Here is a 22,065-nt window from a genome sequence, read left to right on the forward strand (position 1 = left end):
TAAGCCATTTTCTATCTTTTAGTCTTTTTTGCCCAGCCTCTTTTTACATACTTTCATCAGCCTGATAAACGATTTGTCCTTTGCAAATTGTGTATTTGACCTGACCTTTGAGTTTATCCCCAACAAATGGTGAATTACATGCTTTTGAGGCAAAGTGACTTGAGACTTCTCTGTCAGCATTAGGATCAAAAATGACGATATCCGCTGGTCCATCTTCAGCAAGATAGCCGGCATCTAACTTGTACAGACGAGCTGGATTGATGGTCATTTTTTCCAAGAGTTGAGAAAGAGTTAGATGTCCAGACTCTACAAGATGCGTCAAACCCAATGAGAGCGAGGTTTCTAAACCGGTCATACCAGATGGGGCTTGAGTCAGATCCGTCACATTTTTCTCATCAGGGTGGTGCGGGGCATGGTCAGTTGCGATAACGGAGATAACCCCTGATTTGAGGCCTTCGATAACCGCTAAGCGGTCAGATTCCAGTCGCAGAGGAGGATTCATCTTGGCATTTGCTCCCTTGGTCAACAGTAAATCTTCTGTCCTTGAGAAATGTTGAGGAGCTGCTTCTGCTGTTACTTTAGCCCCAAGTGATTGGGCAAACTCAACTACTTTGACCGATTCCGCCTTGGACAAGTGCTGGATGTGAGTCTTAGCACCTGTTTCATAGGCAATCATGACGTCCCGTGCCACCATACTGTACTCCGCAACACCAGTTGCCCCGCAAATATGGAAGTGCTTCTCCGCAATGTTTTCGTTAAGTCCTAAAATACCATTGAGATTTGGATCTTCTTCATGAAGACTGAGGAGAACATCGTGTTTCTTAGCTAATTTCATAGCATTACGAAGCACCCCTGCATTGGTCAAAGGAATCCCATCATCTGAGAAGGCAACCGCTCCATTTGCCAAAAGAGCGTCAAAATCGGTGAGATTTTCTCCATCAAAGTTCTTGGTAATAGTTGCTACCGTATGAACATTGATGTCTTCCTTGCTTGATGAAGTTAGGACTTCTCGGAGAGTTTCAACTGTGGAGATGGTCGGATTGGTGTTGGCCATCATGACAACAGAAGTCACACCACCTGCTGCTGCTGCCAAGGCTCCGGTATGAATATCTTCTTTATGAGTCTGACCAGGCTCACGAAAATGAACATGGACATCCACCAAACCAGGTGCTACCACCAAACCTGTCGCATCAATAACCTGAGCATCTGCACGCTCAATCGTTTCTGCAATCTCAAGCACTTTTCCGTCTTCAATCAACATATCCGCTACTTTGTCAAAGTGTGATTGTGGGTCGATGACACGACCGTTTTTGATGATGAGCATAGTTTCTCCTTATTCTTCTTCTACATGAAAAAATTCTGTCACGACCAAACCGTCTTCGGAAAATTCAAGTCCAACTGTTGGCAAGTACTTCTTCCAAAAGTCCCCGAAAATCCGTTGCCAGTCTGCCACGGTTCGATTTCCCTCTCCATTAGCGTAGGCCGTTTCTACTGAGATGTCAGAAAATTTCTCTACAATAACCTTATCCGTCACCAACAGAACTTCACGAGTTGGCTGATCTAGATTGTCCAACATGATGGAGCGATCTCCAGCTTGGTCCAGACTGTCCATATCGTACTCATCCTCTGCAAACCAGTAAGAGCTAGCGGTCTTTTGTCCTGAAACCGTCAAATCATACAAGTCGCTATACTCTGCTGGGTGTCCCCCAAACTTCCAAATCTGGATATTTTGCCTGTAACTCGCCATACTTTGCCATTCAGTACCCTCTCTTTTTTATAAATTCTTCCAAATGGATATCATGCTGGTATTTAATAGAGGCACTTTTATCTTTTTCAAGAATCGTCGCCGTCAAATCAAGTTTCTTGACAGCGGATAGAGCCACAGCATAGTGGATCACATCCGCTATCTCTCTCACTAATTCCTTATCTAAATCATCCTTATTTTGGGCTTTGCGTCCAGAAGCCTGATTGAGAACTTCTGCTACTTCACCAACTTCCTCTGCCAATTTCATAAAAAGACCGGTTTCCATCCCCTTAGGATGATGTGCATAATGTTCCGCTAAATATGCCTGATAATCTTCTATTGTTAACTTCATGTCTTCCTCCTAGTCATAAAATCGAACACTGGAATCTAGCAAGCAATCCCCTTTATAAGCAAATTTGGCAGAGAAGAAAGGCTTATTTTCCAAGAGCCAGCTCATAAAGGTGTAATCGCCCTCCCAGGTCGGTTTGGATAAAATATCCTCATAAGGCACCCATTCAAGGGTTCCTTCTGGACAATCAATAACTTGACCCTCAAAGTCTGTTACCTTGAAAACATAGGTATACCAGTCATTATCAGGCGTGAACTCTGGAAAAGTAATGATACCTTTCAGTTCCAGTTTCTTAACTATCAAGCCAGTTTCTTCTTTGACTTCGCGGATGGCACATTCATCGGGTGTTTCTCCAGCCTCTAACTTACCACCGACACCAATCCACTTTCCTGCATGAACGTCATTTGGCTTCTTATTGCGATGGAGCATGAGCCACTCCTTACCGTTATCCACATAACAAATGGTTGCTAATTTTACCATGATTTCCTCACTTCAACCAGTCAATCGGTTTTTTATTGTTTTTGATCAAAAAAGCATTGCTTTTGGAGAAGGGTTTGCTACCAAAAAAGCCACGATAAGAGGATAAAGGACTAGGATGGGCAGATTCGATAATCAAGTGCTGTGGGTTATTAATGAGAGCTTTTTTCTTACGAGCATAACCACCCCAGAGGATAAAGACGACAGGCCTGTCCAAATCATTGATGACTCGGATGATGGCATCCGTAAAGGGCTCCCAAATCAATCCCGCATGTCCATTGGCATTACCAGCTGGAACGGTCAAGCAAGCATTGAGTAAAAGCACTCCTTGCTCAGCCCAGGCTGTCAAGTCATGATGATTTCGCTCCCCAATATCATCAGCCAATTCCTTGAGAATATTTTGAAGGGAAGGTGGCGCTTGTAAGTCATCCGGTACTGAAAATGACAGACCTTGAGCTTGATTGGGTCCGTGGTAGGGATCCTGACCTAAAATGACCACCCGAACATCTTCTAAACTACTTGTTTGCAAAGCAGCAAAAACTTTATCCTTAGGCGGATAGACAGTCCCTTGCCCATAAACTTGACCTAAAAAATCATTGATTTTGCTGTAGTAGTGTTCTGGTAAGTATTTTTTAATGGCATCATGCCAGGCTGAATGTTGCATTTTTTCTCCTTTTGAGTAGCCCAATTCTTAGTAATACTATACCAAAAAATGGGCATCAAAGCCATTTTGACCCAAAGAAAAAGGCCTATTTGATTATAGACCCGAACCTTTGTTTAATTTGGAAAAAATGGTTGCTAAAATTGCTCCAATGGCGATAATAGTAAGGAGTAAAGATTCCGTTAGATAGATATCTTTGACATAGCGAAGACTGAGAAGATTTTGCATGATACGAATACTAACTGGTGCCAAGGCAGAACCGATATTAAAACCAGCCAATAAGAGGGCTGTTCGTTTTTCCCCACCACCATCTGAAGACTGATTGGCTTTGTTGAGTAGAAAAGGCATAAAAGTCCGGAAGCAAAGTCCGATAAAGAAGTTAAGAACAAGAACCATCCAAACCTGCTGACTATTTGCCAAGAGAAAGAGGGAAAGGCTGAGTCCTGAAAAAGCAATAGGTAAGAGCCACTCCTTAAAGAGTTGCATATTTCGGCCAAAAAGAAGCCCTGCAGACATGGCGCCTACCCCCATGAGAGCCAGAGCATTACTCGTATCCTTTGCATTCCCAACTCCTTGTTCTAACAAGAAGGCTGTCAATTTAATAGAAACACTCATGTAAACTGTAATCAAGACAATCAAAAGGAAGATATATGCAACAAAGGATTTATCAATTTTAACTTTTTCTGCTTTCTTTTCCTCTTCTAGAGGCTTTATGTCTGGTACGAAGAGAGTGAACAAGGTAAAGACAGGAAGAATCAACAAGTAAGTCCACAAAGTATGCCTCCAACCAAATAAAATAAGTTGAGCGACAAGAAAGGAAGTCAGTATCCCACCCATTCCTTCAAAAGCTGATTGAAAACCAATCATATCCGACAACTCTTTGCCTTTATAAAGACGAGATGAAAAACTAAAGAGTAAGGGATTAAAAAGTCCTACGCCAATACCAAAAGTCACGCGACTGACAAAAAGCAGAGTAAAGGAAGTGGTGAAAATAGGTAAGATTCCTGAAAGAAAAGTGACGATTAGTCCTAGCTGAACGGTCCTTTTATAACCAAATTGTCGAGCGATACGTGGGCTAAATCCCACGGTCATCATGGTCAATAGAGCTGGCAGGGTCGCCAAAACTTCTACAAATGTTGGATTGATTGACTGGTATTGGCTGGTGATTTCAGGTAAGGAAGGTAAAAGGACACCGGATGAAATAACAAGGAGTGAAACCAGTAAAAGGGAAATTTTTCTAATTCTGTTCAAAATCAAGTTCCTTTCTCTTTTAATTTAAGGTTATTATAACAGGTGAACTAGACAAATAAGGTGCTTTTCGGTAAACTTGGTATAAGGTTTCAATAAGAACTACTCTAATTTCATTTCTTTGAAATCTACTGAAACAAAAAGGATTCTCCATGCTCGAAAAAATCAGAACTATCGCAGACTTAAAAAAAGGATCAAAATCCGCCATCGCTTCATATGTTCTCCAACATTTAGAAACCATTGAAGAGACTTCTTTGGATGATTTAGCTCAAGCCACTTATACCTCCAAGGCTAGCTTGGTTCGATTTGCTCAAGCTCTTGGCTTTAAGGGTTGGAAAGAATTTTTGCCGCAATTACTCAAGGAGAGACACTATTGGGCGACTCATTATTCCGATGTGGACCACAGTATGCCCTTTTCAGACCAGGATGATATCCAAACCATCATTCAAAAAATTGCTACTATCGAAAAAGAAAGCATTCAAGATACAGCTGATAAACTAGTTCCCGGCGATCTAGAAGAGGCTGCTCAGGAGATTGCAAAAGCTAAGCGAGTTATGATTTTTGGATTGACACCTAATCAATATATGGCTCAAATTTTCAAACGAAAAATGCTCAGCATTGGCAAAGCTATTGAAGTTGCCCAAGCAGGGGAATTTGGAATAACAGCTGCTTCACTCCAGTCAAGCGATCTTGCAATCATTATTTCTTATTCTGGAAATTCCTTGCAAACCGAAACGTCTGATTACCTTTCCATCTTAGAGAAAAACAAAGTAAAAATGATTGGATTGACCAGCCAACACGGTTTCCCACTAAAACAAGTCAGTCATATCCATTTTACAATTTGTACCCGAGAAGCCAAATACAAAAAAATTGGAAACTTCTCCACCGAGGAATCCATCCTCTTCATCCTCAACAGCCTCTACGCTGTCTATTTCAAGAAAAATTACTTCTCTAACTATGTTCGGAAAATCAATCTAGCATCACAATTAGAGGATAATGATTAATCTACAAAAACTAAGAGGCTGGGCAAAAAGTAGCTTCAGAATAGAAAAAAACGAGCATTTCCGCAGTTGGAGATGCTCGTTTCCCTATGTCATGGTTTATAATTATAATAACGACAAAACAACTAGAAAGCCATGATCATGTATAAAGAGTATAACACAAATCAACTCAGTTTGGAACTAAATCTTGCCTACAATATTCCTATGAATCACGAGGTTAGATTGATCAGTCTTTTTGTGGACAGTATCCCTAATCATGTTTTATTGGAAGAGTTAGAAAAACTTTCCAAAACAGAAAGTGGTCGCCAGAAACAAATCCATTACAATCCAACTTGGAATTACTTTAAAGAACTCATCAAGGAAGAATTACATAGCGAAGAAGGCTCTCGAATCTATGCCAAACGAAAGACAGATGTCGAACCCGTTTTTGGCCGATTGAAGAGTGTTTTTGGCGTGCGCAGGGTTCATGTCAGAGGCAATCAAGCCGTCCAAACGGAGATCGGCTTCCTATTCATGAGCATGAATCTAACAAAATTGGCTAAGAATCTCGACCCTAAAAATTCAAATACTCAAAAACCACACAGTGATTTTTTCATCTTGATCATCTTCAAGACAGAAATCACTGTGTGGTTTTATTTGAAGCTACTTTTTGCCCAGCCTCTTTCTTTATTTTCTTCCTAAAGTAAAAGCTTGACCAGGAGCAAGGACACGAATGCGCTCTGGATGAATTACCTTATCGTAAAGATCAGCAGGATCCATATTAAAGGTATTCATATCTGGTGCATCCACTGTTCCCCAGTGCTGGCAGATCAAATCTGCATTTGGATAAGCATTTGCCAAGCGAACGGCATTGAGAAATCCGATGTGCCAGAAATTGTCCGACCAGTCAAAGAAGATGGCATCCGGTGCTTCCATCTCATACTGCTCTGGCAAGGCTTTGGAATCACCAGGTACGTAGATACTACCATCTACCGTGCGAATATAAAAGCCACAAAGGTCTTCTACTGCATACTTACGGCCGTATTTAGGATTATCACTCTTCCAGTTATGCCAAGCTCTTGTCACTTCTACATCTATATTTCCAACTGTGAAATCAGAGCCAATATCATGACCTTGAGCCTCTAAACCTTCTGCTTGAATCAATCCAGCTACGAAATGTGGAGCATGGTAGATATCAACTGTTTCTTTGGTATTGGCACGGAAAGTTTGACTAAAATGGTCGTTATCATCATGAGTAATCAGAACAGCATCTAAATGAGGAATCTTATCAGATGTAATGGGCATATCAATCAACAGCGGCATATCAAAATCCTCCACCACTGGATCAATCATGATGTTGGTCCCATGGCTATTGATATGCAGGCCGGAGTTGCCTAACCAGCGCAGTTCAGTTTTATCAATGGCTCCAAAGGCTTCAGCTCCGTAAAATTGAGTCGCTGGAGGTCTTGCTTGTTTCTGTTTCTGATTGGTCATGTCTATTCCTTTCTGATTCAGCAATTTCTATCATTATTCTACCGAAGGATTCCATCTTATTCAAGAAGAGTATAGAAAGTTGAAATGATATTTCATCATTTCTATTGAAATACGACTTTTATGAAATAGAAAATAAGAGGGCTTACGCCCCCTATTTTAATCCTGCCAAGTTTCTTGGTTTTCCTTGAATTTCTTAAGCAGTTGCAAGCCATCCGCATCGATGTAACCTTGGACCTTAGCCACCTTAATCAACTCAGAATAGTTGGATAACGTTACTAATTTGACTCCAGCATCCTCAAAATTTTTATCGGCTTTTGGTAGTTCATAGGTAAAAATAGCTACCACACCAAGGACATCCGCCCCTTCACGTTTTGCAGCTGCTACCGCATCTAGAACGGAACCACCAGTCGAAATCAAGTCCTCAATAACGACCATTTTTTGACCTTTGACAATACGTCCTTCTACTTGATTGCCTGCACCATGGTCTTTGGGTTTGCTTCTGATATAAGCAAATGGCAGATTCATCCGATCCGCAATAATAGCCCCATGTGGAATCCCAGCTGTTGCTGTTCCAGCTATCACTTCGACTTCTGGAAATTCTTCTTTGATTTTGGTCACAAAACCGTTTTCAATCAAGCTACGTGTATCTGGATAAGATAAGGTCACACGGTTGTCCGTATAAATCGGTGATTGGATCCCAGAAGCCCATGTGAACGGCTCCTCTGGTTGTAAGTAAACGGCTTTGATATCTAACAAATGTGATGCAATTTCTGTAGCGAGTGTCATCGTTTTTCCTCCAATAAAATGCTCTGTGCGATTGGCTAACCAATATGTTATTTTTAAATCTTCATTTTTTCAATGCGGCCATCTTTTCGTATAACCCTATAGCCACCAAATAGAGCGGGTTCGATACGAGAGCCATTATCCCCCTTATAACCGTGCAAGAGAATATTAGGCATAAAATGCTCCACGCGCCCATCATCAAAGCGGTACCTAAAGCCATTTAAAAAAATATCTTTTGATATAATCTTACCCATAATTCCATTCTTCCTTAATCTCAAAATAGGCTGCCACAGGATCTTTAGCCTGGGTGATTGGCCTGCCCACTACAATGTAATCACTTCCTATTTCACGCGCTTGTTTGGGCGACATCACTCGTTTTTGGTCTCCAGACTCTGAGCCTTCCGGACGAATCCCCGGTGTCAGACAAAGAAACTGATCCGACGTAGCTCGTTTAATGAGGTCTACTTCTTGGGCTGAACAAACCACACCATCTAGACCAGCTTCAGTAGTTTTTTGAGCATAATGGATGACCGATTCTCCCAAAGAGGTCTGGATATTTTGAAATTCCTGCATCTGCTCTTCTGAGGTCGAAGTCAACTGCGTTACCGCAATCAAGATGGGGCCTGCGCCCAAACCAGCACGTGCAGCCTGCATCATCTCTATACCACCGGCCGCATGGACATTGGTCATATCTACTCCTAATGTACCCAAAACAGCCATAGCCGACTGAACGGTATTTGGTATATCATGCAATTTCAAATCCAAAAAAACCGAATGCCCCAGATTTTTTACATAAGAGACAATCTCTGGACCAACAGCATAATACAATTCCATACCAATCTTAACATATAGTTTTTCCTGACTCGGAAAAAGTGCTAGGAAGGACTTGACTTCCTCAAAAGAAGGAAAATCAAGGGCAATGATGGGGCGTGTTTCTCTCATAAATGTCCTTTCGCAAACTATTAAGCCAATGGCGAAATAAGGAACGTAGTTCTCGCTACGCTCAAACTGCATCAATACCTCTAAGCTTTGCGACGTCCTTAGGACTTGCAATCGCTAAGAGTAATAGAAAAATAGCCTCACCAAAGAGGGCGAGGCTACACAAAATCTGGGCACACTGCACCCTTGCTAATTGTAGACCTTTGATGCCTCTCTGGACACGTTTAAAGGTTATTTAATTAACTACATTCTAACAGTTAGAACCTTGAATGTCAAGGTAAAATAAGGTTTTAAAACATTTGCAAACACCATAACACCCTACTTCCCCAGTAGCTGCCTTACTTCTAAACGCAATGTTTCTAAATCAGTAATCCCGTACTTGTCCATGACCCTTGGTAAATCATCAATGATTGTTGGACAGGCAAAAGGATCGGTAAAATTGGCAGTACCTACTCCAATCGCTGATGCCCCAGCAATCATCATTTCAAGAGCAGCTTCTGCAGAATCCACTCCGCCCATCCCAATGATAGGCAGATCAGAAGCCAAGGCCACTTGGCGAATCAGCTTAAGAGCAACTGGAAAAACGGCTGGACCAGACATGCCGCCCTGACCATTAGCGAGGATAGGATTTCGTGTCGCCAAATCATAGCGGGTTCCGACCAAGGTATTGATCATTGTAAAACCAGTCGCTCCGGCTTCTTCCACCGCCTTAGCCACAGTCGTAATATCAGCCACGCTAGGTGTTAGTTTGACATAAACTGGCACTGCCGAATTTTCGACGCTGGCTTTGACTGCAGCATAGGCCAATTCAGGCACCTGGCCAATCAAGAGACCAGCATTGCCATGGTCGACATTGGGACAGGAAATATTGAGCTCGATAGCCTTGATATTTGGAGCCTGAGAAATCTTTTCGGAAACAAAGGCGTATTCATCATTGGAGAAACCAGCTACATTGGCAATAATCGGTAGTTCAGGATAATGCTCTGCCAACCAAGCTACTTTTTCAGTTAAAACTGCATCCACGCCCGGGTTTTGCAGGCCAATGGCGTTGAGCATACCGGATGGTGTTTCCGCTACTCGAGGCGTTGGATTGCCATAGCGAGCCTGCTGGGTGGTAGCTTTAATCATGATTGAACCGAGCTTGTTGAGGTCATAGTATCTAGCGTATTCTTGTCCAAAACCAAAGCAACCTGAAGCTGGAATGATAGGATTTTTCAGGTCAAGACCTGGAAGTTGGATAGCTAATCGATTTTCAGTCATCTCTTTTCCCCCTATAGGCTGATGCTACCTGTCTCAAAAACAGGACCATCTTCACACACACGCTTATTTACAGATGCGACTGCATCACGAACTGGTACCACACAAGCATAACAAGCTCCCATGCCACAGGCCATCCGGGATTCCATGGACAAGTAAGCATGCGGATGGTTTTCAAATTTTTGATCCACATACTTGAGCATCCCAGGAGCTCCACAAGAATAGACGGCATCTGGCAACCAGTCAAAATTATCAATGACTGTCGATACATATCCTTTTATCCCATAGGAACCGTCATCCGTCGTCACATAGACATCTCCATAGGAGCGCAGCTTTTCTTCCAGAATAACCGCATCCTTAGTGGCAAAACCAATGACTGACGTCACCTGAACTCCCTTAGCATGAAGTTGTTTGGCCGTCTCAACCAGAGGAGGAACACCGATACCACCGCCAATCAAGAGGGCGTGCTGACCATTCTCAAGAACAGAAAGATCAAAACCATTGCCCTGAGGTCCCATCGTATCGATGATATCACCTGCTTTCAACGTGGAGAGAATAGCTGTCCCAGCACGTTCCACACGATAAACAATGGTCACGAGCCCAGCTTCCTTGTCAATTTCGCAGATGGATATGGGGCGACGCAGGAGTTTACTTGGATCCGGCACCCGCAAATGGAGAAATTGACCCACTGCCATATTTTGAACCATTTGACCAGACAAGACCATCTCAAAAATACGAGGAGCAACCTCCCTTTGGCCAACAACCAACAAATCTTCCTTCAAAAACTTAGACTTCTTATGACAATTTGGACTCATGACTTCCCTTTCCACAAAAAAGAACCTCACCCGAGGGCAAGGTTCATGAAAAGAGCAGAGTCAAACAAACTCAAATCTTTTGAGAGACAGAGTCTCCCACTTTACTTCTCACTTGATAACGATTCGCAAACCGTCCACCTTGCTAGCCTCACGGGACTCAGTTAAAGGTTACATACTTATGAGCATTATAGCTTTAAAAAGATAGGATGTCAAGGAGAAATATAGTTTTTCAAGTTAGAATCACGAAGCAAATAGAGTTGTAATACATTATCTAATTAAAACTTAAGCAAATACTAAATACCTAACGAAAAAAGAAAACCAATTTCATCAAAAAATATTCTAGAAAAATAAAAATAGACACAATCACTTTTAATTCTAGTCTTAAGTTGATTTTGAGAACATCCAGTTAAGTATTCATTTTTTCTAAAAAGTTGGAAATCCTCATTTGACGATAGACAATCAGTAAATAAAGTAAGAAACCAAAGCCTCCAATTAAAAATATATTCCAAAAACTGCTCAATTTAAATATATTGATTACAACATACAATAATATGCCCGGAATCATTCCAATAACACTTATAAATAGAGAGATTAAGACATTAGTAAATTTAAAATATTCCCTAGCAAAATAATAACTGATGATAAGCATTGAGAACTCAGCTATTATTGTTGTTAGAGCTGCTCCATTATAGGTATATCTTGGAATAAACCAAAAGTTTAAAATAAAATTGATTAGTGCTGAAAATACGGAAGCAATTAGTATTTTTTTCTCTTTACCATATGGCAATAAAACTGATGTTGTCAAAAAGGATGCTAGAGAAGAAAACACCAATGAAATACTTAACAATTTTAAAGAAAAACTAGCAGCCATAAAAGCTTTACTAGCCAATATATCAATTATGCTATCAGATAACAAAAAAGTAAAAAAACAAACAGGAGCAACAAATAAAATGATTACTATCGATATTTTTGTCAATATTTGTTCAACTCTGAGATGTCCTTTTCCAACCATATTTGATAAACGAGGTAACATTACAATAATAACAGCAGCAACCAAACTTTTTAACAAACCATACACTTTAGTTGAGGCACTATAGATTCCCGTTGCATAATCACCTGAAAAAATATTTAGCATTGTTGTATCTAGATTAACATATATAGTAGTTGACAAATTAATAGCAAATATTAATAAAATTGGAGGTAAATGAGTAGACAGCTCGAGTTGTTTACTAACTCCAAGAGAGGTATATTTTTTTGTATAGAATAAATTTAAAATTGCTGGGCCAAGTGAAGAAAAAACAATTATAAAAGCATATATTAAATAATCATTAGCGCTTTTTACCCATATTAACATAAAGATAACAGACAAAACTTGAATAAATATGTTTCTTAGTGTAATATATTTAAAATCCTCATAAATGGAGTTTAACCATTCTCTTGAAACAAGATTTGCAATTATAGAAATAGATAAAATAAGAATCAATTCTCTATAGGGATTAAAGTATTTAATAAAATAAATAAATAGTCCTAAAAAAAAGAGTGCAAAAACTGTTGAAAGAATATTAATTGAAAAGACCTGATTTGAAAAAATTTTAATTTTTTGCTGATCATCTCTAATTTTCGCACCTTCTCTAATAGCATATGTATTAATTCCTAAACCAGCTAATAATATGATATAGTTAATAATTGACCTAGAGAATTCAATTTTACCAATATCTGTAACATTCAGTGTTCTAGATATATAAGGGTAGGTAATGATTGGAAAAATAATAGTAGCAATTGTCTTTAAAATACTATACATTGTATTTTTGACAATTATTTTCTCAGATTTCATCTATTTTCTCCAATTTTTTTAAAATTTCCAAAAATTGTTGACCTGTTTTTTGCCAACTAAGTTTTTTTAATTTCTCTTGAGCTTTGGCATCTTTTTGCTGCAATAAATATGTTTCGTCTATTAATTCTTTAATTTTTATATAAAGTTCTTGTCCAGAAAAATCAATCAAAGTTGCTGTGTCATTACCTAAAAAATCTTCATAACTACCATCTTTAAATTCTATTAATGGTAACCCACTTGCGAGCATTTCATAAGGAACTAATGAGATATTTGTCATTGAGGCTACCATACCAAAATCAGACTCTTTATATAAATTTGAAAGCTCTTTTTTAGATAGTTTTCCTCTATTTATCCCTAATTCTTTTGGTATTTTTTTTATTCCTCCATATGCAATAATATGTAAATCAATATTATCTCTTCTAAAGCACTCTTTTGCTTCCAGTAAGACGTGCTGAGTGATTGTTGGGATTCTTCGGCCAACATCTTTTAAAAATACCGCAAGTTGTATTTTCGTTTTACCCTTATATTTAGAGAAGTCCCTTGGAAAATATTCATATTCACTCTTTTCATACGGAAACTCGACTACATCAATCTTAACAGTTTCTTTTGTATTTTTTAAAATCATTTGTTTATTCCAAGAACCCAGACTAACCATATGTAATCCCAAATCATATGTTTTTTGGGCTAGGGCATATGTTTCACCATCTGTACAAAATAGCGGTTCAAAATCTTGAACAAAATACATTTTATAACCAGACATCTTCTTTACTGTATAAGCAGTTTCCCAAGCTGTCGCAACTACTACATCAAAATTGAGATCATCTGAATAGTTCAAAACCTTTCCGCCAAAATTTTCTAAATTAATCTTAGCATTGGTCATCATATCATCTTCCGATTGTTGCGCTAAGCTAATATAGCTGACCGTATAACCCATACTTTGTAGAAAAGTCCCCATTCTTAAAATAGAGGTTGTTCCACCTGAGTACGCTCCCATGCGCGGAAGGACAAAAGCTATTGTTTTTATTTCCGTAATATTACGTTCGTTTTCTATTTTTGAAAAATCACTATTTCGCAAAATTTTCTCAATTTTTTTCTGCCTGTTTTTATATAGCGCATTTCCGAAAATTTTTTTGGCACTATTCAATACTAATTTTTTCATCATATTCTCCTATATGTAAAATTCAAATTACAAACACTTCTCTATTGAATATTCTATTCGCTCCATAGTAAGTTGTGGTTCAAGATTGGGATAGTCGTACCTGCGCTATCACTCCAAACAAAAATTCTATAAGATAACGCAAGCCATGCAAGAACAGTAAAGAATATAAATAATTTATTGTTTGTCATTGGACTCTTATTCTCAAAGAAAAATGCTATTGTAGCTAAATAAATAAAGACAGGAACAATCAATAATCTTTCAAAACTGATATTAATAGCCATCAAGGGAATAAAAAGTCCATTGACAAGAGTTGATTTTAAAGATAACTCAGCTAACTTTATTTGTTTCGTTGAGAAGAAATGCTTATTCTCAAGAACATAGCTATAAATCAATTGGAACAAAAAAACCGTTACAACAACAAATACAACTTTGGCAATAAATGATACAAACGAGTTATTTGTAGAATTTGTATAAAGAGCGAATTTTGCACCAAGAAGCCTGGTCAAAAACGGGAGAACGACGTTCGTAAGTGGGAAACTGACTGTCATGCCGACTGCAGCTGCGAGATAAAGTTTTCTCAATTCAATCTTTTCAGCTATATAGTAAAAATATCCAAGGAAAGAACTAACATGCATGGAAAATGCTAAGCTTATAAGGCCGATACTTTTTATTTTGTTAGTGGTTGTTGGTTTTTTTGCAATAAAAATAAAAGCAACAGCCAATATAGAACTAGAAAGAAACTGCCGAACAATAACAGCTTCAATAAAGAAAAAGCTCAAAATAAAACTGCTAAAGAAAATCCAATAGCTTCCCTCATAAAAATGACAGAGTTGAATTAAAAGAAAAAATATGAGAATTCCTAAAATGATTAGAAAACCTTGGTAGTCTACTCTTAATATTTGAATATAGAAAATTAAATAGTTAAAGCCAATATCAACTAAGTTTTCGAAATATCTTGGACCCAGTCTTAAAATATTTTTGTAACGCATAATATACTGTAACATATCCGCATTAGCTGTATTGAAGGAAAATAAAATGTATTGAAAAGCAATTAATGGTAGCGCAATAAGGCTTGAAAGCCTTACTCGTATTTTCATTTTTATATCCTCCTAAATAAAATCAAAAACTTTGTGAGATAGACCCACTTCTTACTCATTCCTCTAAAATACGGTTTGGATGAAAAAACAAATCCCGCAGCCTTGAAAAATGATGTTTGTGCATCAAGAAATGTACGAATATAGGCGCTATCACTCTCAGGAAGAGATTCTAAGTAGGATAGCAACAAGTGTGAAATTTGCGCCCGTTGGTGCTTCCTTTTATTATAGACTGTTCCAAGTTTTTTCCAAACATACTTGATTCTACCAGCCAGGCCGATATAGCTACCAGCTGTATTGTGCGTCGAAACACGGTAACCCATGGTTTTTGCATTATCAATGTATACCTGACCTACAGCGTAAGCAAGTACAGTAATCCAAGTATCATGCGCAGGAATAAAATCACTTTTCCGAATCATTTGATAGGAATCGACTAGGTGTAGGTGCAATAAGTCATTCCAAATCATGACGCAACCACGTTGATTCAGGGCAAACAAGGATGATTGCTTACTAATCGTGTCTTGCTTATCCTCTTCATCACGGACAAAATGTCCTTCTTCGTCAATGATTTGTTGGTTTGAACAGTAGAGAAAAGGCTGGCTATTGCCTTTAGACTCAATATAATCGATACCTGTTGACAACTTATCAGCATACCAGATATCATCTTGATCACAAAAAGCATAATAATCAAAGGTGCTGCCTTGGGTTTTCAAAACAGCCTCCATGAAAGAGCGCTCGAAACCAAGGTTTTTTTCTTTATAAAGTAAGATGTTGATGCGGTTACTATATTCTAGAAGAATGTCTTCCGTCCGGTCTTTTGACCCATCATCTCGTACAAATAAAGTGATATCAACATTGGTCTGAGAAAGCAAGGATTCCATCTGTTCTCTCAGATATTTTTCGCCATTATATGTTGACAATATAACTGCTACTTTTTTCATTTCATCTCCTTGAATGACGAGACCAGGATATTACTAAATGTATCTCGAATTCCTTCAGAAAGGTCAAAGCCTTCATTCCAACCCAAGCCTTTTAATTTCTCATTTGATAAAAGTGAATTCTGCACAGGTGAGCCAGCACCGGATTCTTGAATATCGAAAATCAGTTCAACTCCAGAAATTTCAGCTAATTTACGGGCAAAGTCTACCAGCTGCACATTGCCTGAATCTGAGGAAATGTTATAAGCGGCTCCGTTTTCGCCTTTTAAAGCAACTGCCAACATAGCAGATACACAGTCCAAAACATAGCAATAGGAACGTCTTTGGCTTCCTTTTGTTTTCATGACAATATTCTCTTTTGCCAAACATTTCTTAATAAAATCAACATCTGCACGTGTATTAGCCTCGGCAAAACGAGCACCATAGATATAAGCTGGTCTGACAATGCTGGCTTCTACTCCGAATTCCTTAATGTAAGACACAATCAAGGTCTCAGCTAAGCGTTTGCTTTCTGAATAACAAGAACGAGGTGATAAGATATCAATCAGACCATAGAGGTTTTCAACATGATGTTTTGCACCCTCAGGCAATTCACCATATACTTCCGAACTAGAAACAAAAATCAACTTTGCATCTTTTTCTTTTGCAAGTTCTAAAGTATTCTTAGTGCCAGCCACCGTCGTCATGATGGTTTCAACTGGATACAAATCGTAGGCCTGCGGATGGGCATTGCTAGCTGTATGGAAGATATAATCCAAATCACCATCAAAATGAATGACTTCCTCAACAGATTGAATAATCCTTGCGACCTTCTGTTCTTGGAAAAAATCATGAACTTCTAAGTCTTTGCGAACGACAACTGCTAAGGAAATATTGGCCTGATACTTCTCGTTTAAGAAGAGAAAGAAATCAAGCAAACTTCCTCCAATCAAACCATTGGCACCCGTAATTAAGATGGATTTATCAAAGAATGTTTTTATTTCATCAGTCACTAATCGATCTAATGATGAGAAATAGTTACTCTTATTGAATGTTCTCAACGGATAAAGTCATCCTTCCTAGTTGTCAATAAGGCTTTAAAAATCAACAAATCATCTACAGTCGTAATCTTCAAATTGGTTTCCGCACCTTTTGAAAAATAGACTTTTTTGCCCAACTCATGCATCAAAACACAAGTGGCAGCTGTGTTGCTGATACCATTTTCTTTAGCTTCTTCGTGAGCAGCTAAAACATCCGCAATCGAATACAAGTGAGGTGTCTGAGTACGATACAAGAGTTCTCTTGGTAAGGTCTCTTCGCTGATTAAGCCATCATGACTTGTAAAGACCGCTTCAACAGTTGGAATAGCTGCAACAGCTGACCCATACTTGTTAAAGGTAGCAACTGCGCTAGAAATGATCTCTGAGGAGACCAAAGGACGGTTGCCATCATGAATCAAGACTGTTGAGTCTTTTCCAGCAAATTGAACAATGGAGTGAATCCCGTTAGCGATGGACTCTTGACCAGTATTTCCGCCAACAACAATATCTTTCAACTTGGTGATATTAAATTGTTTCGCATAAGCACGAACGACTTCTACCCAAGCTTCTAAAGTTACAACAACGATACCATCAATATTCGGGTCGTTTTCAAAGACTTCCATTGTGTAAATAATAATTGGTTTATTGTTCACATGTAAAAACTGTTTAGGAATATCTTGTCCCATACGAGTTCCTGTTCCTGCTGCAGTCAGTAAAGCTGTAATCATTTGATGATTTCCTTTCCATCTACTTTAAAATAAACAATTCCATGGTTCATTTGATTTTCAACACTCGGTGGTGTCATGTAATCTGATCCATAACGATTCAATAGATAACCATGAATATCCTTTGGAGCATCAATTTGGATATTGCAAAAATCAATCTTACTACCCTCACCAAAGACTTGCTGAGATAAAATCTCACCGAAGTAGTGTTTTGCTCCACCAGGTAAGGTAACATTGTCAGTTTTTTTCCCAGCATACTTTCCAAATACCTGAAAAGCTTTCGCATTCCAGTAACTATAGGATTTAAAACCAAATAACTTACCAATTACTTGCACGATTAGCTGGGCTGGTTTTGATTTTCCACCTAGTAAAAATCGACCATCTGTCGTAAAGAAAACATAGGAACCAATCATAGATAATAGTTCCGATTGAACACCGTGAATCAATTTTTGAACAGGATTATTTGGTACATTTTCAATCGTAAAAATATCAATAAACAAGCGCTGGTCAAAAACAACATCATCATTTGTTTGTTTAAAAATGGTATTTTTTCTTAAAATTTTTGGAAAACGGACGTAGTTTCCTTGTGAATCAAGTTCAGGAATATGAAGGTCATATTTGTCAGACTCTTCAAGGAGTTTTGCCAGTTTTGGAAGATCGCTTCGCTTCATTCCAAAGTCCAAATCATCATCCCAGGGAATAAAACCTTTGTATCTGACTGCACCAAGCAGGGTTCCTCCTACTGCAAATAAGGGAATATTCTCCTCATTACACATTTTATTGATATCTATCACCATTTCCAATAGATAATCTTGAACAATTTTTAAATCGCTAGTTCCCATTTTATTTCCTTTTTCATATCCGGAAAATAGCAACATTTTCTACTACTTGCTATATATTTCCTGCATTTCTTGCATCACTTCTTCTTCAGAAAAAAGTTTTGATTTCTCAAGGCTCTTCACTCCATACTGAGCAAGTACTTGAGGCTTTCCTAACAAGTTGATAATGGTCTGCGACCAAAACCCCGCTTCATTCTCTGAAATAATCTGACCATTGACACCATTCTCAACCAAATCGCTGTTTCCACGACAATTTGACACGACCAGTGGTAAACCTGTTCCCAAGGCCTCCATGAGGTTCACAGGCAGTCCTTCTTGGGTCGAACTGGAAAGTGCCACATCAGAAAGCTGCATCAGGGTAGCAATATCATCACGATAGCCTAGCATTCGGACATTCTTCTCAAGTCCCAAAGATGCTATCAGTTCCTTATATTCCGCCTTGAGCGCTCCTCGGCCAACCAAGAGTAAGTAAGCATTTGGGTAATCTTTGACAACATCTGCCATAGCAGTGATTAAAACCTTTTGATTTTTTCGTTTACTAAGTTCACCAACGTAGATTAAAATTTTATCATCATCTTTAAAGCCAAGTTTTGCTCGTTTTTCTGATTTCAATGATGGTGTAGCTGGCTTAAACTTATCAAAATTGACACCAATTCCGGAAACTAAATCCAGAGCCTTCATTTTAAATTTACTATTAGCAATATTAAAATCTTCATGATTGATGACAATCAGTTGATCAGTATATTTTGAAAGCCATTTCTCAACTGGATAAAACAAGAGCCAATTGAGTTTTGAAGCTCCTTTGTAAAAATGAAAGCCATGTGCTGTATAGATGACTTTAGCCTTTTTAAATTTCTTTCCGACCAATCGAGCCAATACACCACCAACTGGGGCGTGGCAATGAATGACATCAAATTGCTCTTTTTCAACTAATGCTAAGAGCTCTTTATAAGCTTTCACATTTCTTGGAGTGAATGGTGAACGTTGAAATGGAATGTGATGTTCGATGACGTTGACCTCTTTTAATCGTTCACTTCTATCATCAAAGTTAGCAGCTCCATGAACTTCATAACCAAGCTTTCTTAATACACGAATATTAGCTTGTTCAAATAAATAGAACTGACGACTAACCGTTGATACGATTAGAACTTTCTTCATTACTACTCCTCTTTATTCCAGTGGTGGTAAACACTTGATGTTGATTGGTAAATATAGCCATTTTTTGTGTAAAAACGCACCGCTTCGACATTGTTAATCTGTGTACCAACTTTAATTTCTTCTATTGTACTTAAATCCTTGGCATAGGTTTCTAAAGATTGAAGAAGTTGACTTCCGATTCCTTTTTGAATCGTTGTCTTCTTCACAGCAATCAACTCGATGACGATAGCTGAATCATGCACAGAAAAGAGAATAAAACCTTGGCACTTCCCATCCAGCATATACTGAACAAAATACTTCTCTTCTTTACCAAAGGAAGACTTGACCCAGTTCCAGTATACTTTGTTTGATTTTTCTTTGTCTAAGTAAGGATCATTAAAAAAACGAGAATACTTAAAGGATTCTTCCGCAATAGCTAGGATTTCTTCTGATGCTGTCAGTTGATTGCTAATCGTGACTTCTTCATTCAAAACTGTAGAAAACTGTAGAGCTTTTTTACTGAATTGAACATTGACATCAGTCAAACTTGCTACTGTTTCTTCACCTAGCCAAGTGTTGCTTGCTGCTACATTATCTTCGTTATAGATGACTGTAAACTGATTTTGAGAAAAAAACTCTTTGACAAGACTTTTATCTTCATCAGTCAGTCTATCATTCAAAACAATTCTTCCAGAAGACACACCAAAAAAATCTGTGTCCCAATCCAGGTATGAATAATCAAATGAGTTACTGCTCATTTTTCTCCTCAACTTCTATAAATACTGACTTGCGACTGAGAATAGACAAGGCTGTCTTGAAAACAACTCGAATATCCATCCATAAGCTCAGATGGTCAATATAGTAAATGTCATTTTTGATACGTTCTTTCCAAGGAATAGTATTTCTAAAATAAGCCTGATTATAGCCTGTAATCCCTGGGCGAACAGATAACTTCTTCTTCTCAGCTTCCGAATAAACCTCAAAATGTTCTGGTAGATCTGGACGGGGTCCAACAATACTCATATCTCCCTTGAGAACATTCAAAATTTGAGGAATTTCATCGACACTGGTTTTACGAATAAACTTGCCGATACTTGTCAAACGAGGATCATCTTCCGAATTAAAAGTTGACCCATCTTCATTGCGGATATCAGGAGCATTCAGCTTCATAGAACGGAATTTATACATCTTAAATACTTTGCCATTCATTCCTAAACGGTCGGCATTATAGAAGATAGTCCCTTTATCTGAAAAATAGATAAGAGGGCCAAAGATAACAACAATGATGATAAAAAAAGGCAAACAAAGGAGAGAAATCAAAATATCGAATAATCTCTTAAAAAAATTCTTATACATTTTTTACACTCTCTACAATGTTTTTTAGATTTTCAATGATGTATTCAACTTCTTCATCTGTCAGTTTTGTATGAAGAGGCAACGTGATTTCATTGACAAAATAGCTGTAAGCATTTGGATAATCATCCACAGAGAAACCAAGATTACGGTAGGCAGTTAGCATCGGTAATGGCTTGTAGTGCACGTTACATGCAATACCACGCTCAGCCATTTGGTTGATAATCTCATTGCGTTGCTCTAAGCTAGCACCTTCAATATGCGTGATATATAAGTGCATAGAAGATTGATAATCCTTACCTTTGTGTTGCAATGCTTTGATAGTCGTACCAGCAAAACCTTGATTATATTTATCAACAATTTCCTTACGACGACTAAGCAATTGAGAATAGCGTTTCATTTGTGCAAGACCAATGGAAGCCATGATATCGGTCATGTTACACTTGTAAGCTGGCAAAACGATATCATATTCCCAAGAACCCAATTTTGTTTTGGCAAGAGCATCCTTAGTTTGGCCATGTAATGAATACATCTGAAACTCTTTGTACAACTCTTCATCATCTATCTTATCAAATGGTCTCCAAGTGACACTGCCACCTTCTCCAGTTGTAAAATTTTTCACGGCATGAAATGAGAATGATGTAAAATCAGCTAGCTTACCAGCAGGAATCCCCTTATAAGAAGAACCAAGAGCATGTGCACTGTCTGATAATATCACAACTCTATTAAAGGATTCTTGCCATTTATTTTTTGCAGTAAACAAATGAGATTTACTTTTTACAAGTTCATAAAGTTGATTGTAATCACATGGTATTCCCGCAAGTTCAACTGGAATGATAACTTTTGTATTAGTTGTGATGGCTTTCTCCAGTTGAACGTAATCCATCTCAAATCCATCATTTTGAATATCCACAATAACAGGTGTTGCTCCAACGTGAGTAATCACACTACATGAAGCTGTATAAGTCATTGCAGGAACTATAACTTCATCACCAGGACCCACGCCAAGAACTCTGAGAACCAACTCCAAGCCAGCAGTTGCAGAATTTAAACAAACTGTTTTATTAGTCTGCGTATAGGCTGATAATAGACGCTCTAATTCTTTCGTTTTAGGACCAGTTGTAATCCAGCCTGACTTCAGTGTGTCTACCACTTCGTCAATTTCCATTTGGGAAATATCTGGTGGAGAAAACGGAATATTCATTTTAGTCATTTTCTTA

Annotated in this window: 24 protein-coding genes and 1 pseudogene; 2 read left to right on the top strand and 23 right to left on the bottom strand. The window is 38.3% G+C overall.

Annotation, left to right across the window (positions count from 1 at the left end; translation table 11 throughout):
- Positions 1-43 precede the first annotated feature (43 nt).
- From BN1356_RS04145 to BN1356_RS04170, 6 genes are all read right to left on the bottom strand, one after another.
- Positions 44-1,324, bottom strand: coding sequence for a dihydroorotase (locus tag BN1356_RS04145; RefSeq protein WP_093650153.1), 1,281 nt, complete (start codon positions 1,322-1,324; stop codon positions 44-46).
- A 9-nt stretch (positions 1,325-1,333) separates the two neighbouring features.
- Positions 1,334-1,747, bottom strand: coding sequence for an ASCH domain-containing protein (locus BN1356_RS04150; RefSeq protein WP_245620297.1), 414 nt, complete (start codon positions 1,745-1,747; stop codon positions 1,334-1,336).
- A gap of 10 nt (positions 1,748-1,757) precedes the next feature.
- On the bottom strand, positions 1,758-2,096 hold the full coding sequence (locus tag BN1356_RS04155) for a MazG nucleotide pyrophosphohydrolase domain-containing protein (protein ID WP_093650154.1): 339 nt from the start codon (positions 2,094-2,096) through the stop codon (positions 1,758-1,760).
- A 9-nt stretch (positions 2,097-2,105) separates the two neighbouring features.
- On the bottom strand, positions 2,106-2,573 hold the full coding sequence (locus tag BN1356_RS04160) for an NUDIX hydrolase (RefSeq protein WP_093650155.1): 468 nt from the start codon (positions 2,571-2,573) through the stop codon (positions 2,106-2,108).
- Positions 2,574-2,580: 7 nt separating this feature from the next.
- Positions 2,581-3,234, bottom strand: a complete 654-nt coding sequence (locus BN1356_RS04165; protein ID WP_093650156.1) for a uracil-DNA glycosylase — start codon at positions 3,232-3,234, stop codon at positions 2,581-2,583.
- A gap of 93 nt (positions 3,235-3,327) precedes the next feature.
- Positions 3,328-4,482, bottom strand: coding sequence for an MFS transporter (locus BN1356_RS04170; protein WP_176694219.1), 1,155 nt, complete (start codon positions 4,480-4,482; stop codon positions 3,328-3,330).
- Positions 4,483-4,631: 149 nt separating this feature from the next.
- Here BN1356_RS04170 and BN1356_RS04175 point away from each other — a divergent pair, with 149 nt between their 5' ends.
- Both BN1356_RS04175 and BN1356_RS04180 read left to right on the top strand, forming a co-directional pair.
- Positions 4,632-5,483 carry a MurR/RpiR family transcriptional regulator gene (locus tag BN1356_RS04175; RefSeq protein ID WP_093650158.1) on the top strand — a complete coding sequence of 284 codons (852 nt, stop codon included), beginning with the start codon at positions 4,632-4,634 and terminating at the stop codon, positions 5,481-5,483.
- Between the two features lie 267 nt (positions 5,484-5,750).
- Positions 5,751-6,166, top strand: a pseudogene (locus BN1356_RS04180) (transposase); the annotation flags it as partial.
- Here the strand turns inward: BN1356_RS04180 and BN1356_RS04185 are convergent.
- The 17 genes from BN1356_RS04185 to BN1356_RS04265 all read right to left on the bottom strand — a co-directional run bounded on the left by BN1356_RS04185 (position 6,147) and on the right by BN1356_RS04265 (position 22,058).
- On the bottom strand, positions 6,147-6,953 hold the full coding sequence (locus tag BN1356_RS04185) for an MBL fold metallo-hydrolase (protein WP_093650159.1): 807 nt from the start codon (positions 6,951-6,953) through the stop codon (positions 6,147-6,149). The pseudogene BN1356_RS04180 and the gene BN1356_RS04185 overlap by 20 nt on opposite strands.
- Before the next feature lie 156 nt (positions 6,954-7,109).
- Positions 7,110-7,739 carry an orotate phosphoribosyltransferase gene (gene pyrE, locus BN1356_RS04190; RefSeq protein WP_093650160.1) on the bottom strand — a complete coding sequence of 210 codons (630 nt, stop codon included), beginning with the start codon at positions 7,737-7,739 and terminating at the stop codon, positions 7,110-7,112.
- A 53-nt stretch (positions 7,740-7,792) separates the two neighbouring features.
- Positions 7,793-7,990 (bottom strand): hypothetical protein, encoded by a 198-nt coding sequence (locus BN1356_RS04195; protein WP_093650161.1) that lies wholly within the window; start codon positions 7,988-7,990, stop codon positions 7,793-7,795.
- Positions 7,983-8,678, bottom strand: coding sequence for an orotidine-5'-phosphate decarboxylase (gene pyrF / locus BN1356_RS04200; RefSeq protein WP_093650506.1), 696 nt, complete (start codon positions 8,676-8,678; stop codon positions 7,983-7,985). Before pyrF ends, BN1356_RS04195 begins: the two co-directional genes overlap by 8 nt.
- A 315-nt stretch (positions 8,679-8,993) precedes the next feature.
- Positions 8,994-9,935, bottom strand: a complete 942-nt coding sequence (locus tag BN1356_RS04205; RefSeq protein WP_093650162.1) for a dihydroorotate dehydrogenase — start codon at positions 9,933-9,935, stop codon at positions 8,994-8,996.
- Between the two features lie 11 nt (positions 9,936-9,946).
- Positions 9,947-10,747 (bottom strand): dihydroorotate dehydrogenase electron transfer subunit, encoded by an 801-nt coding sequence (locus BN1356_RS04210; protein ID WP_093650163.1) that lies wholly within the window; start codon positions 10,745-10,747, stop codon positions 9,947-9,949.
- A gap of 406 nt (positions 10,748-11,153) precedes the next feature.
- Positions 11,154-12,581: a flippase gene (locus tag BN1356_RS04215; protein ID WP_093650164.1), complete on the bottom strand. Its 1,428-nt coding sequence runs from the start codon at positions 12,579-12,581 to the stop codon at positions 11,154-11,156.
- Positions 12,571-13,740: a glycosyltransferase family protein gene (locus BN1356_RS04220; protein ID WP_093650165.1), complete on the bottom strand. Its 1,170-nt coding sequence runs from the start codon at positions 13,738-13,740 to the stop codon at positions 12,571-12,573. The genes BN1356_RS04215 and BN1356_RS04220 overlap by 11 nt, the downstream gene beginning before the upstream one ends.
- A 53-nt stretch (positions 13,741-13,793) precedes the next feature.
- Positions 13,794-14,837: an EpsG family protein gene (locus BN1356_RS04225; RefSeq protein WP_093650166.1), complete on the bottom strand. Its 1,044-nt coding sequence runs from the start codon at positions 14,835-14,837 to the stop codon at positions 13,794-13,796.
- Positions 14,838-14,839: 2 nt separating this feature from the next.
- On the bottom strand, positions 14,840-15,775 hold the full coding sequence (locus tag BN1356_RS04230; protein ID WP_093650167.1) for a glycosyltransferase: 936 nt from the start codon (positions 15,773-15,775) through the stop codon (positions 14,840-14,842).
- Entirely contained in the window at positions 15,772-16,764 is a 993-nt protein-coding gene (locus BN1356_RS04235; protein WP_176694220.1) for an NAD-dependent epimerase/dehydratase family protein, read from the bottom strand. Before BN1356_RS04235 ends, BN1356_RS04230 begins: the two co-directional genes overlap by 4 nt.
- Before the next feature lie 44 nt (positions 16,765-16,808).
- The gene (locus tag BN1356_RS04240) at positions 16,809-17,519 is read right to left on the bottom strand and encodes an IspD/TarI family cytidylyltransferase (protein WP_093650169.1); all 711 of its coding nucleotides are present in this window, start codon (positions 17,517-17,519) and stop codon (positions 16,809-16,811) included.
- Complete coding sequence (locus BN1356_RS04245; RefSeq protein WP_176694221.1) at positions 17,516-18,358, bottom strand: LicD family protein; 843 nt, start codon at positions 18,356-18,358, stop codon at positions 17,516-17,518. Before BN1356_RS04245 ends, BN1356_RS04240 begins: the two co-directional genes overlap by 4 nt.
- A gap of 42 nt (positions 18,359-18,400) precedes the next feature.
- On the bottom strand, positions 18,401-19,513 hold the full coding sequence (locus tag BN1356_RS04250) for a glycosyltransferase family 4 protein (RefSeq protein ID WP_093650171.1): 1,113 nt from the start codon (positions 19,511-19,513) through the stop codon (positions 18,401-18,403).
- A 2-nt stretch (positions 19,514-19,515) separates the two neighbouring features.
- Complete coding sequence (locus BN1356_RS04255; RefSeq protein WP_093650172.1) at positions 19,516-20,250, bottom strand: GNAT family N-acetyltransferase; 735 nt, start codon at positions 20,248-20,250, stop codon at positions 19,516-19,518.
- Positions 20,240-20,848 (bottom strand): sugar transferase, encoded by a 609-nt coding sequence (locus BN1356_RS04260; RefSeq protein WP_093650173.1) that lies wholly within the window; start codon positions 20,846-20,848, stop codon positions 20,240-20,242. Before BN1356_RS04260 ends, BN1356_RS04255 begins: the two co-directional genes overlap by 11 nt.
- The gene (locus tag BN1356_RS04265) at positions 20,841-22,058 is read right to left on the bottom strand and encodes a DegT/DnrJ/EryC1/StrS family aminotransferase (RefSeq protein WP_093650174.1); all 1,218 of its coding nucleotides are present in this window, start codon (positions 22,056-22,058) and stop codon (positions 20,841-20,843) included. The genes BN1356_RS04260 and BN1356_RS04265 overlap by 8 nt, the downstream gene beginning before the upstream one ends.
- Positions 22,059-22,065: the final 7 nt, after the last annotated feature.

Source organism: Streptococcus varani, from assembly GCF_001375655.1.
Lineage (GTDB): Bacteria > Bacillota > Bacilli > Lactobacillales > Streptococcaceae > Streptococcus > Streptococcus varani.

What these genes read in the sequence shown, in the direction of transcription:
- BN1356_RS04145 (WP_093650153.1), bottom strand. Translation starts at nt 1,324, where the DNA reads ATGCTCATCATCAAAAACGGTCGTGTCATCGACCCACAATCACACTTT.
- BN1356_RS04150 (WP_245620297.1), bottom strand. Translation starts at nt 1,747, where the DNA reads ATGGCGAGTTACAGGCAAAATATCCAGATTTGGAAGTTTGGGGGACAC.
- BN1356_RS04155 (WP_093650154.1), bottom strand. Translation starts at nt 2,096, where the DNA reads ATGAAGTTAACAATAGAAGATTATCAGGCATATTTAGCGGAACATTAT.
- BN1356_RS04160 (WP_093650155.1), bottom strand. Translation starts at nt 2,573, where the DNA reads ATGGTAAAATTAGCAACCATTTGTTATGTGGATAACGGTAAGGAGTGG.
- BN1356_RS04165 (WP_093650156.1), bottom strand. Translation starts at nt 3,234, where the DNA reads ATGCAACATTCAGCCTGGCATGATGCCATTAAAAAATACTTACCAGAA.
- BN1356_RS04175 (WP_093650158.1), top strand. Translation starts at nt 4,632, where the DNA reads ATGCTCGAAAAAATCAGAACTATCGCAGACTTAAAAAAAGGATCAAAA.
- BN1356_RS04185 (WP_093650159.1), bottom strand. Translation starts at nt 6,953, where the DNA reads ATGACCAATCAGAAACAGAAACAAGCAAGACCTCCAGCGACTCAATTT.
- pyrE (WP_093650160.1), bottom strand. Translation starts at nt 7,739, where the DNA reads ATGACACTCGCTACAGAAATTGCATCACATTTGTTAGATATCAAAGCC.
- BN1356_RS04195 (WP_093650161.1), bottom strand. Translation starts at nt 7,990, where the DNA reads ATGGGTAAGATTATATCAAAAGATATTTTTTTAAATGGCTTTAGGTAC.
- pyrF (WP_093650506.1), bottom strand. Translation starts at nt 8,678, where the DNA reads ATGAGAGAAACACGCCCCATCATTGCCCTTGATTTTCCTTCTTTTGAG.
- BN1356_RS04205 (WP_093650162.1), bottom strand. Translation starts at nt 9,935, where the DNA reads ATGACTGAAAATCGATTAGCTATCCAACTTCCAGGTCTTGACCTGAAA.
- BN1356_RS04210 (WP_093650163.1), bottom strand. Translation starts at nt 10,747, where the DNA reads ATGAGTCCAAATTGTCATAAGAAGTCTAAGTTTTTGAAGGAAGATTTG.
- BN1356_RS04215 (WP_093650164.1), bottom strand. Translation starts at nt 12,581, where the DNA reads ATGAAATCTGAGAAAATAATTGTCAAAAATACAATGTATAGTATTTTA.
- BN1356_RS04220 (WP_093650165.1), bottom strand. Translation starts at nt 13,740, where the DNA reads ATGAAAAAATTAGTATTGAATAGTGCCAAAAAAATTTTCGGAAATGCG.
- BN1356_RS04225 (WP_093650166.1), bottom strand. Translation starts at nt 14,837, where the DNA reads ATGAAAATACGAGTAAGGCTTTCAAGCCTTATTGCGCTACCATTAATT.
- BN1356_RS04230 (WP_093650167.1), bottom strand. Translation starts at nt 15,775, where the DNA reads ATGAAAAAAGTAGCAGTTATATTGTCAACATATAATGGCGAAAAATAT.
- BN1356_RS04240 (WP_093650169.1), bottom strand. Translation starts at nt 17,519, where the DNA reads ATGATTACAGCTTTACTGACTGCAGCAGGAACAGGAACTCGTATGGGA.
- BN1356_RS04245 (WP_176694221.1), bottom strand. Translation starts at nt 18,358, where the DNA reads ATGGGAACTAGCGATTTAAAAATTGTTCAAGATTATCTATTGGAAATG.
- BN1356_RS04250 (WP_093650171.1), bottom strand. Translation starts at nt 19,513, where the DNA reads ATGAAGAAAGTTCTAATCGTATCAACGGTTAGTCGTCAGTTCTATTTA.
- BN1356_RS04255 (WP_093650172.1), bottom strand. Translation starts at nt 20,250, where the DNA reads ATGAGCAGTAACTCATTTGATTATTCATACCTGGATTGGGACACAGAT.
- BN1356_RS04260 (WP_093650173.1), bottom strand. Translation starts at nt 20,848, where the DNA reads ATGTATAAGAATTTTTTTAAGAGATTATTCGATATTTTGATTTCTCTC.
- BN1356_RS04265 (WP_093650174.1), bottom strand. Translation starts at nt 22,058, where the DNA reads ATGACTAAAATGAATATTCCGTTTTCTCCACCAGATATTTCCCAAATG.